The organism is Nocardioides marmoriginsengisoli (genome assembly GCF_003725695.1).
In the GTDB taxonomy this organism is placed as follows: Bacteria; Actinomycetota; Actinomycetes; order Propionibacteriales; family Nocardioidaceae; genus Marmoricola; species Marmoricola marmoriginsengisoli.
Genome location: NZ_RJSE01000007.1, coordinates 888,887 through 901,549 on the forward strand (window position 1 = coordinate 888,887; position 12,663 = coordinate 901,549).

At 70.1% G+C, this 12,663-nt stretch carries 17 protein-coding genes; all 17 read right to left on the reverse strand.

The window, feature by feature from the left end:
- Positions 1-12 precede the first annotated feature (12 nt).
- The 17 genes from EFK50_RS12840 to EFK50_RS12920 all read right to left on the reverse strand — a co-directional run bounded on the left by EFK50_RS12840 (position 13) and on the right by EFK50_RS12920 (position 12,661).
- Positions 13-261 carry a hypothetical protein gene (locus EFK50_RS12840; protein WP_123227933.1) on the reverse strand — a complete coding sequence of 83 codons (249 nt, stop codon included), beginning with the start codon at positions 259-261 and terminating at the stop codon, positions 13-15.
- Positions 258-2,345, reverse strand: a complete 2,088-nt coding sequence (flhA, locus tag EFK50_RS12845) for a flagellar biosynthesis protein FlhA (protein ID WP_123227934.1) — start codon at positions 2,343-2,345, stop codon at positions 258-260. Before flhA ends, EFK50_RS12840 begins: the two co-directional genes overlap by 4 nt.
- 69 nt (positions 2,346-2,414) lie before the next feature.
- Complete coding sequence (locus tag EFK50_RS12850) at positions 2,415-3,587, reverse strand: EscU/YscU/HrcU family type III secretion system export apparatus switch protein (protein WP_123227935.1); 1,173 nt, start codon at positions 3,585-3,587, stop codon at positions 2,415-2,417.
- Positions 3,588-3,627: 40 nt separating this feature from the next.
- Positions 3,628-4,392 carry a flagellar biosynthetic protein FliR gene (locus EFK50_RS12855; RefSeq protein WP_123227936.1) on the reverse strand — a complete coding sequence of 255 codons (765 nt, stop codon included), beginning with the start codon at positions 4,390-4,392 and terminating at the stop codon, positions 3,628-3,630.
- Between the two features lie 2 nt (positions 4,393-4,394).
- The gene (gene fliQ, locus EFK50_RS12860; RefSeq protein WP_123227937.1) at positions 4,395-4,664 is read right to left on the reverse strand and encodes a flagellar biosynthesis protein FliQ; all 270 of its coding nucleotides are present in this window, start codon (positions 4,662-4,664) and stop codon (positions 4,395-4,397) included.
- A gap of 4 nt (positions 4,665-4,668) precedes the next feature.
- A complete protein-coding gene (gene fliP, locus EFK50_RS12865) occupies positions 4,669-5,505 on the reverse strand; it encodes a flagellar type III secretion system pore protein FliP (protein WP_246004143.1) in 837 nt (278 codons plus the stop codon).
- A complete protein-coding gene (locus EFK50_RS12870; RefSeq protein WP_123227938.1) occupies positions 5,502-6,005 on the reverse strand; it encodes a FliO/MopB family protein in 504 nt (167 codons plus the stop codon). The genes fliP and EFK50_RS12870 overlap by 4 nt, the downstream gene beginning before the upstream one ends.
- Positions 6,006-6,009: 4 nt before the next feature.
- Positions 6,010-6,855: a flagellar motor switch protein FliN gene (gene fliN / locus EFK50_RS12875; protein WP_123227939.1), complete on the reverse strand. Its 846-nt coding sequence runs from the start codon at positions 6,853-6,855 to the stop codon at positions 6,010-6,012.
- Positions 6,855-7,820 carry a flagellar motor switch protein FliM gene (locus tag EFK50_RS12880; protein ID WP_246004144.1) on the reverse strand — a complete coding sequence of 322 codons (966 nt, stop codon included), beginning with the start codon at positions 7,818-7,820 and terminating at the stop codon, positions 6,855-6,857. The genes fliN and EFK50_RS12880 overlap by 1 nt, the downstream gene beginning before the upstream one ends.
- A 50-nt stretch (positions 7,821-7,870) precedes the next feature.
- Positions 7,871-8,311, reverse strand: a complete 441-nt coding sequence (locus EFK50_RS12885; protein ID WP_123227941.1) for a flagellar basal body-associated FliL family protein — start codon at positions 8,309-8,311, stop codon at positions 7,871-7,873.
- Positions 8,308-9,216 carry a flagellar motor protein MotB gene (locus EFK50_RS12890; protein ID WP_123227942.1) on the reverse strand — a complete coding sequence of 303 codons (909 nt, stop codon included), beginning with the start codon at positions 9,214-9,216 and terminating at the stop codon, positions 8,308-8,310. The genes EFK50_RS12885 and EFK50_RS12890 overlap by 4 nt, the downstream gene beginning before the upstream one ends.
- Positions 9,217-9,218: 2 nt before the next feature.
- Entirely contained in the window at positions 9,219-9,989 is a 771-nt protein-coding gene (locus tag EFK50_RS12895; protein WP_123227943.1) for a motility protein A, read from the reverse strand.
- Positions 9,989-10,288, reverse strand: a complete 300-nt coding sequence (locus EFK50_RS12900; protein ID WP_123227944.1) for a flagellar FlbD family protein — start codon at positions 10,286-10,288, stop codon at positions 9,989-9,991. The genes EFK50_RS12895 and EFK50_RS12900 overlap by 1 nt, the downstream gene beginning before the upstream one ends.
- Positions 10,289-10,390: 102 nt before the next feature.
- Positions 10,391-10,795 carry a hypothetical protein gene (locus tag EFK50_RS12905; protein ID WP_123227945.1) on the reverse strand — a complete coding sequence of 135 codons (405 nt, stop codon included), beginning with the start codon at positions 10,793-10,795 and terminating at the stop codon, positions 10,391-10,393.
- The gene (locus EFK50_RS12910) at positions 10,782-11,195 is read right to left on the reverse strand and encodes a hypothetical protein (protein WP_123227946.1); all 414 of its coding nucleotides are present in this window, start codon (positions 11,193-11,195) and stop codon (positions 10,782-10,784) included. Before EFK50_RS12910 ends, EFK50_RS12905 begins: the two co-directional genes overlap by 14 nt.
- 130 nt (positions 11,196-11,325) lie before the next feature.
- Entirely contained in the window at positions 11,326-12,180 is an 855-nt protein-coding gene (locus tag EFK50_RS12915; RefSeq protein WP_123227947.1) for a flagellar hook-basal body complex protein, read from the reverse strand.
- A gap of 52 nt (positions 12,181-12,232) precedes the next feature.
- Positions 12,233-12,661, reverse strand: a complete 429-nt coding sequence (locus EFK50_RS12920; RefSeq protein ID WP_123227948.1) for a flagellar hook capping FlgD N-terminal domain-containing protein — start codon at positions 12,659-12,661, stop codon at positions 12,233-12,235.
- Between the last annotated feature and the right edge of the window lie 2 nt (positions 12,662-12,663).

A 12,663-nucleotide genomic window follows, 5' to 3' on the forward strand; every position in this document is an offset into this window, starting at 1 on the left:
ACGAAGGCGGAGTCACTCGACCGGAGGGGACGACTCGTCGGTAGAACGGGCCTGTTCGACCGGTGTCTTGGGCCCGTTCGAGGGGGTCGGGAGGGCGAGCTCGGCGACGAGGCTGAGCAGCACCCAGCAGACCGCGAGCGCGATCAGGTAGCGGGTCAGGGCGACGTCCAGCGGCATCGTCCGGTCGACCAGGCTCGCCCACAGGGCGGGAGAGGCGACCAGGGTGGCGCCGGTGAGGACGGTCGGTGAGAGCGGGCTCATCCGGCCACCTGAATCGCGCCGGGCTCCAGGACCGAGTAGCGGGTCACCACACCGACCGACCGGACCTGGTCGGCACCGACGAGCTCGGTGTAGGCGAGGACCGGGAGCTGGTGCAGGGAAGGCCGCACCAGGCGTCGTACGGCGGGGCGGAGCTGCGGCGAGCAGACCAGCACCGGCCGCTGGTTGCGGTTCTCGGACTCGCTCAGGAACGTGGTCAGCTGGTTCAGCATTGACTGGCCGAGCTCGGGATCCATCGCCACCACGGCGCCCTGGTCGCTCGGCCGGAGGTCCTCGAGCAGCTGCTGCTCGAGCTGCGGTTCCAGGCTGATCACGTGCACGGTGCGTTCCTCGCCCGCTCCGCCGAGGTACGGCGCGACGATCGCCGGCCCGAGTGCCTGCCGGGCCGCCTCGACCAGGGCGTCCAGGTCCTTGGTGGAGGTGGCCTTCAGGGAGAGCGCCTCGTAGATCCGGACCAGGTCGCGGACCGAGACGCTCTCGTCGAGCAGCGTCTGCAGCACCCGTTGCACCTCGCCGAGGCTGAGCTGGGCCGGGGTCAGCTCGTCGACGACCACCGGGTGGCTGCGCTTGACCACGTCGGTGAGCAGCCGGACGTCCTCGCGGCCGAGCAGCCGGGACGCGTGCGTGGTGACCACCTCGGCCAGGTGGGTGGTGATCACCGAGGCCCGGTCGACGACGGTCGCACCGGAGAGCTCGGCCTGGTTGCGCAGCTCCGCCGGGATCCACTTGGCCTCGAGCCCGAAGACCGGTTCGGTGGTCGGCTCGCCCGGGATCGACCCCAGACCGCTCTGCCCGAGCTCGGGGGCGCCGATCGCCAGGACGGTGCCCGCCGGGGACTCGCCGCGGGCGACCTCGACCCCGAAGAGCTTGATCGCGTAGGTGCGCAGCGGCAGATCGAGGTTGTCGCGGGTGCGCACCGGCGGCACCACGATGCCGATGTCCGAGGCGACCTTGCGGCGCAGCGCCTTGACCCGCTCCAGCAGGTCGCCGCCGGCGTTCGGGTCGACCAGGTCGATGATGTCGGGGGAGAGCTCGAGGCCGAGCGGGTCGACCTGGATCTCTGCGGCGAGCACCTCCGGCGAATCCGGCGAGGGGAGCGCGGCCAGCGCGTCGGCGTCCGCCGCGACAGGCTCGCTGGTCTCGTCGATCCGGGTGCTCGCCAGCAGCATCAGGCCGCCGGCGATGATGAACGGCAGCTTCGGCAGGCCCGGGATCAGGCAGAGCGCGAGCGCCGCGAAGCCGGCCACCCGCAGCGGCGTACGGCGGGCGGTGAGCTGGCGGACGATGTCGGAACCCATGTCCTGGTCGCCGACCGCGCGGGTCACGATCAGGCCGGTCGCCACCGAGAGCAGCAGCGCCGGGATCTGGGAGACCAGGCCGTCACCGATCGAGAGCAGGCTGTACGTCGAGATGGCGTCCCCGAACGGCATCCCCTTCTGACCGACGCCGATGCCGAAGCCGCCGATCAGGTTGACCAGGGTGATCACGATCGCGGCGATCGCGTCGCCCTTGACGAACTTCGAGGCTCCGTCCATCGCGCCGTAGAAGTCCGCCTCGGCGTGCACCTCGAGCCTCCGGGTCCGGGCCTGCTCCTCGGTGATCAGGCCGGAGTTCAGGTCGGCGTCGATCGCCATCTGCTTGCCGGGCATGGCGTCCAGGGTGAACCGGGCCCCCACCTCGGCGACCCGGCCGGCGCCGTTGGTGATCACCACGAACTGGATCACCAGCAGGATCGCGAAGACGATCATCCCGACGATCAACGATCCGCCGACCACGAAGTGCCCGAAGGTGTCGATCACCTTGCCGGCGTACCCGTCGAGCAGGACCAGCCGGGTGGCGCTGACGTTGAGGGCCAGCCGGAACAGCGTCATCACCAGGATGACCGCCGGGAAGGCGGCGAAGTCGAGAGGCTTGTTGATGAAGATCGCGGTCAGCAGGATCAGCAGCGCGCCGGTGATGTTCAGGGCGATCAGCAGGTCGAGCACCATCGCGGGGAGCGGGACGACCAGCATCACCACGATGAAGACGATGCCGATCGGCACGCCGAGCTGCGTCATGCGCTTCATGGGGTTCGCTCTCTGGCAGGGCGCGCCGTCCATGGCACAGCGGTCGACGTCGTCCTGGCGTCGGAGTCCCTATCGGGCGGTGCGCCCCGGAGTTGAGGAGATTCCGGCCCCGGGTTGCGGACGTCGCCGGCGTCCGGCCACCGGCACCGGAGGCAGCGCACCCTCGGGCCGTGGCGAACGGTGCTCCCCGCCGTGCTGGCCGCGGCTGCGCCGGCTGATCACGAAGGCGAGCACCTGGGCGACGGCGCCGAACAGCTCGGCCGGGATCTCGTCGCCGACCTTCGTGGAGCGGTAGAGCGCGCGGGCCAGCGGGACGTCGCGCACCAGCGGGACGGTGTCCTCCGCCGCGAGCTCACGGATCCTCGCCGCGATCGCGCCGGCTCCACGGGCCACCACCCGCGGTGCTCCGCGCTGGGCGTCGTACCGGAGCGCGACGGCGACGTGGGTGGGGTTCACCAGGACGACATCGGCGGTCGCGACGTCGGCCATCATCCGGTTGCGGGCGGCGGCGAGCTGGCGGGAGCGCATCGCGCTCTTGACCATCGGGTCGCCCTCGGTCTGCTTGTGCTCCTGCTTGACCTCGTCCTTGCTCATCCGGGTCTGCTTGCCGATCCGGCGGCGCTGGACCAGGTAGTCGGCCGCGGCCATCGCGAGCCCGACCAGGCCGATGTTGCGGATCAGGCCGAGGGCCTTGTCCGAGACGATCTCGATCATCACCGGGATCGGGACCAGACCGCCGATCAGCGGCATCACCGACTTGATCGCGACGTAGGCGACCAGGGCCACGAACGTGCTCTTCAGCAGCATCTTCGCGCCCTCCCAGAGCGCGTGCGGACCGAAGACCCGCTTGGCGCCCTTGATCGGGTCGAGCTTCGACCAGGTCGGCTTCACCGTTTTCGTGGCCAGGAAGAAGCCGCCCTGGGCCAGCGCGGACGCGACGCCGATCAGCATCACCGCGCTGCCCAGCACCACGATGCTGAGGAAGACGTGCCGGGCGGCGTCGCCGAGAAGGGTCAGCGCCTGCGCCGTACTGGGGTTCTCGACCGACAGGCTGGTCACCATGATCCGGCGGACCGCGCCGAGCTCGTGGGAGAGCAGCATCGGCATCGCCATCGCGACGACCAGCAGCGAGCCCCAGCCGCCGAGCTCCTGGGTGCGCGCGACCTGGCCCTCCTTGCGGGACTCCTTGAGTCGCTTCGGGGTGGGCTTCTCGGTCTTCTCGCCACCGTCCCCGGCGCTCACGAGCCGCTCCGGGTCGTCTCGACAGGCTCGATGTCCGGACTCACGGCGCTCCCGCTATCGCAGCCATCGCCTCGTTCGCCAGGTCGACCAGTCGCTCCATCGCTCCTGGCAGCACCGGGAAGGAGAGGCCGAGCAGCAGCAGGGTGAGGCCGATCTTGGCCGGGAACATCACGTTGAGCGCGTTCAGCTGCGGGGCGACCTTGGTGAGCAGGGCCAGGCCGAGGTCGGCGATGAAGAGCACCGCGATCAGCGGCAGCGCGATCTGGACGGCGGTGGTGAAGAACATCCCCATCGCGGTGACCAGGATGTCGGTCGGTCTGCCGACGTCCGGACTGGTCCCGACCGGGAGGAAGTGGAACGTGCGGAGCAGCCCGCCGACGACCAGCAGGTGGCCGCCGGTGGCGAAGAGCAGCATCGTCGCCAGCATCTGGTGGAACTTGCCGAACACGGTGTTCATGGTCAGCCCGAGCGGGTCGAATCCTTGGGCGAGCGCGAACCCGCCGAAGAGGTCGACCAGGCTGCCCGCGGTCGCGATCGCCTGGAAGAGCAGGTAGGTCACGAAGCCCATCCCGGCACCGATCAGCACCTGGGTGACGATGTTGACGGCCAGCGCCCAGAACGTCACCGGGATGTCGCCGCCGAGCCCGGGGGAGACCGCCAGCGCCAATCCCAGCGAGAGCACTACCTTCGCCATCGCCGGCACCGCGCGCGACGAGAACGGCGGCACGATCGCCAGCCAGGCGATGATCCGCACCGAGGCCAGCAGGTAGCCGATCAGCGGCTCGCCGGCGATGGAGATCGTCATCGTCAGCTCAGCAGTCCGGGAAGACTCTCGAACAGGTCGACCGTGAAGTCCATCAGGGTGTGCAGCATCCAGTTGCCGCAGATCAGCAGGGCGATCCCGACGCCGATCACCTTCGGCACGAAGGAGAGGGTGAACTCCTGGATCTGGGTCATCGACTGGAACAGGGAGATGACGAAGCCGATCACCAGCGAGGTCGCCAGGATCGGGGCGGAGAGCTTCAGCGCCACCAGCATCGTCTGGAGCGCGATCTGCATGATCGTCGTATCGGTCACGGCGCTACGCCTGATAACTCGCGACCAGGGACTTGATGACCAGTCCCCAGCCGTCGACGAGGACGAAGAGCAGCAGCTTGAACGGCAGCGACACCATCACCGGCGGCATCATCATCATGCCGAGCGCCATCAACGCCCCGCTGACGACGATGTCGATCACCAGGAACGGGATGAAGACGATGAAGCCGATGATGAAGGCCTGCTTCAGCTCGCTGAGCACGAACGCGGGCACCAGGGTCGCCATCGAGACGTCGTCGCGGTTCTTGGGCAGGTCGCGGTTGGCGACGTTGGTCAGCAGGGTCAGCTCGGCGTCATCGGTGTGGTCGAGCATGAACTCCTTCAGCGGCTTCACCCCATCGGCGTACGCCTGCGCGGTGGTCTTGTCGCCCTTGAGGTAGGGCTGGACGCCGGCGTCGTTGATGCTGCCCAGCACCGGCGCCATGATGAACAGGCTGAGGAAGAGGGCGAGCCCGGCGAGCACCTGGTTCGGAGGGGTCTGCTGGAGGCCGAGGGCGTTCCTGGTCAGACCGAGGACGACCAGGATCTTGGTGAAGCTGGTGCAGGTGAGCAGGATCGCCGGCAGCAGCGACAGCAGCGTCATCGCGATGATCACGGTGACCGACGTACTCGGCTTCTCCGTCAGTCCGCCGAGGTCGACGGTCACCGACGTGTCGCCGGTGCTCGGGCCGTTCGGCCCCTCCGGCCCCGGGGTTGCCGGCATCGGTGCCAGGCCGGTGGCGGCGGTGGTCGGGGACGGCGCGGCCGTCGCCGCGACTGCCGGTACGACGACGAAGGCGGCCGTCGCGAGCAGCAGGAGCAGCAGCCGGCCGATCCGGGTCACGAGACCCGCCGAGTCGAGCCGCGCCCGGTGGCGACCTGGAACGCCTGCCGCCAGGTCTGGGCCGAGAGCACCGAGCCGGCGAGCGGACCGGTCGACGGGAGAGAGGCGGCGGGGGCGGCGCGGTGCGATCCGCGGGCCGTGCGAGGCAGCGCGGACGCGGACAGCGAGCCGGCCGGGAGGTCGGCGCGGAGCGTCTCGACCAGGTCGGCGTCCGGGACCTCCGCGAACGAGAGCACCGCGGCGTCCTCGAGCTCGATCTCCTCCGGGTCGAGCTCGGCGAGCACGCTGATCTGCTGCTCGGTGGTGCCCAGCACCAGGACCCGGCTGCCGACCGTCACCACGGCGACCGCCGAGGTCCGGCTCAGCGGCTGCCGGTGGACGACCTGGACCATCGCCCCGGCGTTCCCGCGGAACTTCCGGGCGCCGAACCGCGCCAGCAGCAGGAGGAGTCCGACGACGATCGCCAGCGAGACGACGAGTCGGAGGGTCAGCTCGAGCACGGCCTCAGCCAGCCGCGCTGTCGTCGATGATCTCAGTGAGCCGGAGGCCGAAGTCCTCGTCGACCACGACCACCTCGCCGCGGGCGATCAACCGGCCGTTCACGAGCAGGTCGGCCGGGCTGCCGGCGGCACGATCGAGCTCGAGCACCGCGCCCGGGGTGAGAGCAAGCAGGTCGCGCACCGTCATCCGGGTGCGGCCGAGCTCCACGGTCACCTCCATGTCGACCCCGTGCAGCATCTCGATCCCGCGCGTCGGGAGCGGGGTGACGTTCGCGGCGGGAGTCTCGACCGGCGCGACGGCAGGGGTGCTCGGGGTCGGGGTGTTCGGGGCCGGCGCGCTCGGGGCCGGCGGCAGCGTCTCCGCGAACGGTGCCTCCGGGGCCGCGTTCGTCGCGGCGGCGACCAGCAGCCGGTCCTGGATCAGCACTGAGGCCGCGATCCCGGCACCGATCAGCGGTACGACGGTGAAGTCCGGCCCGAGGTCGGAGAGGACCAGGTCGAGGCTGACGGTCTGCGCCGCGCGCGCCGAGGCGCCGAGGGTCGCGGCGATCGCGTCCAGCGCCGGCTGGGTCGCGGCGGCCAGGTCGAGCCCGTCGATCGGGCTGGAGGCCAGGGCGCCGGTGAGCTCGTCGCCGACCAGGACCGCGATCCTGCCGGTCCGGGCCCCGTCCAGCTCGGTGATCGCAGCGCCGGAGAACGACGCGACCACGTGCTCGTTGCCGGGTTGGGCGCCGGCGGCGACCAGCGGGTCCACCGACGGGAGCACCGCCGCGGCGGCGCTGGCCGCGGCCAGCGCGAGGTCCGCACCGGTGAGCCCGGGGTTCTGTTCGGCGAAGGGGGAGGTGGTCATCAGGACTCCTTCTGGGTGCCGACGATGAGGGCAGCGAGCCGCTGTCCCTGGGCGCCAGGCGTGGCGTGGGCAAAGATCTTGTCGTCGACCGTTACGTCCAGCGGTGCCGACGACGGATGGGCCAGCCGGACGACGTCGCCGGCCTGCAGCACGCTGAGGGCGTCCGGTCCCAGCCGCGTCGGCCGGAACCGGACGGCGACCTCCAGCGGGACGGTGGCGAACTGGGCCTGGAGCAGCTCGGCCGCCTGGGCACGCTTGGCGCGCTCCCGGTCGGACGCCGGTGCCGGGGCCGCTGCCGTCGCCAGGTGGGGGAGCAGGCCGCTGAACGGCAGGCAGACCGTCATCCGGTGCGCCCGCTCGTCGATCCGCAGGTCGAAGGTCGCCACCACCATCACGTCGGCGGCGCCGGCGACCTGGGCGAACTGGGGGCTGTACTCGATCCCGGTGACGGTCGGCTCCAACGGCACGATCCCGGCCAGCGAGTAGCGCATCTCACCGAGGAGCCGTTCGATCAGTCCGCCGATCACGCCGCTCTCGATCTCGGTGAGCGGGCGTTGCGGCTGATCCGGGTTGCCGGGCCCGCCGAGCATGTGGTCGACGCAGGACATGGTCGCCAGCAGCGGGATCTCCAGGACGCCGAGCCCCGGCATCGGGTCGGCGGCGAACATGGTCAGGTACGTCGAGGCGTCCAGCGAGTCGACGTACTCGGCGTAGCTGCGCTGGTCGATCGCGGTGAGGGCGACGCCGCAAACAGTGCGCAGCGACGAGGTGAAGACGGTGGTCGCCTGCCGGGCGAAGCCGTCGAAACCGAGCTGCAGGGTCCGGGAGTGCTCGCGGGAGAGCTGGATCGGTCGCCGGAAGTCGTACGGGACCGGTTCTGCGGTGCCGCGACGGCGCGCCCGGGCGCCCGACGACCCGGAACGGGCGGCGGTGTTCGGTCCGGGAGCGGACGCAAGGAGACTCACGTGGGGTCGTATCGGCCCCGCGCGAGGCGACCTGAGGTGTTACGGGTCGGCTACTGGGTGACGAGCTCGGTGAAGTACACCCCCATCACTTCCTTCTCGTAGCGCTCCTCGAGCTCCTTGACCAGCTCCTTCTTCAGTGCGGCGCGGTGCTTCGGGTCGTTGACCTCGGCCATCGGCAGTCCGGAGAAGATCTCGATGGTGGCGTCCAGTGCCTTGCTGCCGTCGGCCTCCTTCACGCCCTTGACCAGCTGCAGCGCGATCCCGATCCGCAGGTAGTGCTCGGCGGCGAGGTTGACCTGGATCGGTTCGAGGGTGACGACCTCGCCCGGGACCGGCGGGCCGGACTTCGCCGGCATCAGGAACAGGTAGTACCCGCCACCGCCGAGGAGCAGTGCTCCGACGAGGAGGGTCACCAGCTTCTTCCTGCTCTTGCGAACAGGTGCGTCGACGGCTTCGTCGGCGGGTGTCTGGGGCATCGCGGTCACGGTCATAGGAGCCCTCCTCGAGCCCAGTCGTACTCGGCGGCGTGGTCCTTCACCACGTCCTTGATCCGTGCACGGGTCTCGCTCGGCAGCGTGGAGAGCACCACGATGTCCACCCGCTTGTTGATCGCCTGCGACCCGGGCTTGCGCGGGTCGATCAGCGGCTTGGTGTGCCCGAACGCCGAGGCAGTCAGCCGCGCCGCCGGCACCCGGTTGGCCTCGTTGAGCCGGCGCAGCACGGTCACGGCGCGGGCCGAGGAGAGCTCCCAGTCGGTCGGGTAGAACTTCGGCTTCACCTTCACCTGGTTGGTGTGGCCGTCGATCTGCAGCGGGTCCGGGATGTCGCGGAGGACCGGTGCCAGGGTGTCGACCAGGAGCTGCCCGCGCGCCGACAGCGACGCCAGGTTCGCGTCGAAGACGACGTGCCGGGAGACCAGGCTCAGCACCAGGCCGCGGTTGTCGATGGTCGCCTGGACGTCGTCCTCCAGGTTGTTCTTGACCAGCGCCGCGTGCAGCCGCTTGAGCAGGTCGGCGAGCCGGTCGACCTCGGCCTCGGCGGCGGTGTACTGACGCTGGGCGACCTTGTCCTCGTGCTCGGCGATCGCCTTCGAGGTCTCCGAGGTCTTGGCACCCTTCACGTCCACGGTGAACCGCTGCGGAGCGATCGGGGCGACGGCGGCGGCACCCGGCTGGTCGAGGATCGAGCTCGCACCGCTCTGGATCGAGGTCGACTGGCCGAACCCGGCGGCGAGGCCCTCGCGCAGCGCGTCGAACTTCTTCTGGTCGACCTGGCTCATCGCGAACATCACGATGAACAGGACCATCAGCAGGGTGACCATGTCGGCGTACGTCACCAGCCAGCGCTCGTGGTTGACGTGCTCGTCCTCGTGCTCGGCACGCTTCCGGCGGGGCATGGCTAGGCAGCCTCCGACTCGGGCTGCTGGCCGGCAGGCAGGAGCGAGCGCAGCTTCTGGGCGATGATCCGGGGGTTGGAGCCGGCCTGGATCGCGGCGACGCCCTCGATGGCGATCTCCATCCGGGCGCACTCGAGGTCGCCGAGCCTGCGGAGCCGGCTGGCGAGCGGCAGCCAGATCACGTTCGCGGACGCGACCCCCCACAGCGTCGCCACGAACGCGCCGGCGATCAGGTGACCGAGCTCGGCCGGCGCGGCGAGGTTCTCCAGCACGTGCACCAGCCCCATGACGGTGCCGATGATGCCGATCGTCGGCGCGTACGCACCGGCGTCGGCGAAGAACTTCGCGGCCTGCCGGTCCTCGGCGCGCTTGGCGTGGACCTCGGCCTCGAGGATGTCGCGCACCTCCTCGGGATCGGTGCCGTCGATCGCCATCGTGACGCCCTTGACCAGGAACGGGTCGTCGATCTCGGTGAGCGACTCCTCCAGGGCGAGCAGTCCCTCGCGGCGGGCGCGCTCGGCCAGGCTGACGACGTCGGGGATCATCGCGGCGGCCGGGTCGACCTTCCCGTTGAACGCGCGCTTGAGCGAGTTCGGGACGTTCTTGGCGTCCATCATGGTTCCGCCGGCGATGCAGATCAGGATGGTGACGCCGAAGACCAGCAGCAGCGGCGGCCCGAGGAGCAGGCTCATCGGGTTGCCGCCCTCGAGCATGTTGACGGTGATGACGACCGCGAAGCCGCCGCCGATGCCGATCGCGGGTGCCGGATCCATCAGTGGTCCCCGTGCGCCGAGGACGTCCCCGCCGAGGGCAGCGTGGCCACCGCGGCGAGGGGCCGGTCCGGTGTCGGCTGGACGGGCTCTTCGGGAGCATCCGCCAGCCGGGAGCTGACGGCGACGATCTGGCCGCGGTAGGTGCGGACCGCTGCGATGATCTCGTCCAGGGACTCCGAGACGACGTACTTCTTGCCGTCGACCAGGGTGATCACCGAGTCCGGCGTGGCGTCGATGCGCTCGATCAGGTCGGAGTTCAGGACGAACACCGATCCCGAGAGTCGCGTGAGCGTGATCATGGGCGCACCTTCCTTGTGCGGCGTACTTGGTGGAGCCAGTACCGGGCCGTCCGTGGCCCTTCGAGGAGGTTGATCGGCGGCCGGTCGCCGTACCTGAGGGATTCAGGGGCGACGGGAGCCGGCGACCAGCAGGACGGCGAACGCCCCGCCCACCACCGGTGCCAGCACGAGCATCCGCCGGGCGTCGTCACTGAGCGCGACGTCGTGGGTCTCGCCGTCGACGACCAGCGTCCTCGACCAGGCGTCCTTCCGTACCCGATCACCCTCGGTGAGCAGCGCGGCGACGGCCCGGTCCAGGTGGCGCGGGCCGTCGTCGTCGAAGCCCACCATCCAGACGTCGTCGACGCCGGGGTGCTTCTCGTGACGCAGCTCGATGCTGGTCACGGTCCCGTCCAGCGCGAGCGGGATCGTCGAACGGGCGACCATCGACCAGGCCGCGAGCGCGGCGAACGCGACACCGACGAGGAGGAGGGTCAGGGCCGCCCAGAAGCTCCTAGGAGAACGCATACGCGAACCCCGCGACGAGCAGCGCCAGGCCGGCGACCCCGGCGATGCCGGCCGACCGGTCGTACGGTCTGCCGTCGACCATCCCGAACCCGGCGAAGACCGCCCCCAGGCTCTGGTTGGCCAGGTCGACCGGGTCGAACTCCGCCAGCCGGAACACGGTCGCCTCGGTGAAGACTCCGAGCAGGACGGCGGCGAGGACGCCGTACACGACCGGCCAGCGGCTGTTCCGGTCCAGCTCCACCACGATCGCGAGCAGCCAGAAGGTGCCGCCGGCACCGGCGAGGAAGTGCCCCAGGTAGTCGGTGCGATCCGGGAACAGCACGCCGTACGAGACGCCGACGAGGACGACCAGGACGAGCGAGAGGGTCAGCGTCGGGCGCGGCCAGCTGGACGCGTTCACCTGGTCTCCTCCGTTGAGCTCGGCGTCCTGGTCCGCCGAGTCGTGGGTTCTGCTCAGGCAATCTGACCAGAACCCGCAACTCGACGGACCAGAACGGCCTACTCGACGGTCAGGTCGGGCCCGCTCGACGTCAGCGCTTGATGTTGACGAGGTCCTCGAGCACCTGGTCGGAAGTGGTGATCACGCGGGAGCTGGCCTGGAAGCCGCGCTGGGCGAGGATCAGGTTGGTGAACTCCGCGGCCAGGTCGACGTTGGACATCTCCAGCGCGCCGCCGATGATGGTGCCGTTGCGGCCCTGCCCGGCGACGCCGAGGGTGGCGGTGCCCGAGTTCGCGGACTGCCGGTACGACGTCTCGCCGACCTTCTCCAGGCCCATCGGGTTGTTGAAGTCGGCGATCGCGATCTGCGCCATCCCGCGCTGGATGCCGTCGTCGAAGATGCCGAGCAGCTTGCCGTCGCTGCCGATGCTGTACGACGTCAGGCCGACACCCGCGGGCACCGGCGGGGTGAGCGCCGAGAAGTCGAGGGTGACGTCGATCAGGCCGCCGGTGGGCAGACCCGCGGCGTCGAGCGCATAGCCCTGCACCCGGTTGCCGGTCGGACTGACGAGACCGCCGGTGTTGTCGAACGTGAACGCGCCGGCGCGGGTGTACAGCTGCTCGTTGCCCTTCCTGACTACGAACATGCCGTCGCCCTGGATCATCAGGTCGGTCGGCCGGCCGGTGCTCTGGGTCGAGCCCTGGGTGAAGTTGGCGTTCGTGGCGGCGAGCTGCACGCCGAGCCCGATCTGGATCGGGTTGGTGCCACCGCGGTTGGCGTTGGCGGCCGACGAGCCGGTGAGCATCTGGCTGAGGGTGTCCTGGAAGACCGTCGAGGACGACTTGAATCCGGTCGTGTTGGCGTTGGCGATGTTGTTGCCGGTGACGTCGAGCATGGTCTGGTTGACGCGGAGGCCGGAGATGCCGGCGAAGAGCGAACGGAGCATGGTGGATTCCTTCTCTGGTCGGGTCTGTGCGGGTCGGGACTGAGTAGTCGGGCTAGGCGGTGGCGGGCTTGTCGGTGACGGAGACGACGTCCGCGATGGCGAGCTTGGTGTCGCCGACGTCGAGGATCGGACCGGCGGACCCGAAGGTGACGCCGCTGACGGTGCCGCTCTGCGCGACCCCGTCCTTGTCGGTCCAGGTGACCTGCTTGCCGATCAACCCGCTGGCGCCGAACGCCATCTGCGCCGAGAACAGCGCGGCGGTCTGGTCGGCGACGGCCTGCATCTTCTCCAGCGCGGTGAACTGGGCCGACTGCGCCAGGAACTGGCTGGAGTCCGTCGGGTTCATCGGATCCTGGTAGCGCATCTGCGCGACCAGCAGCTGCAGGAACATGTCCTTGTCCGCGGAGCCCGCCGTACTGGTCGGTGCGCCGGTGGAGCTGAACATGCCCGAGGTGACGGCTTCTGTGGCCGGGATCGACATCG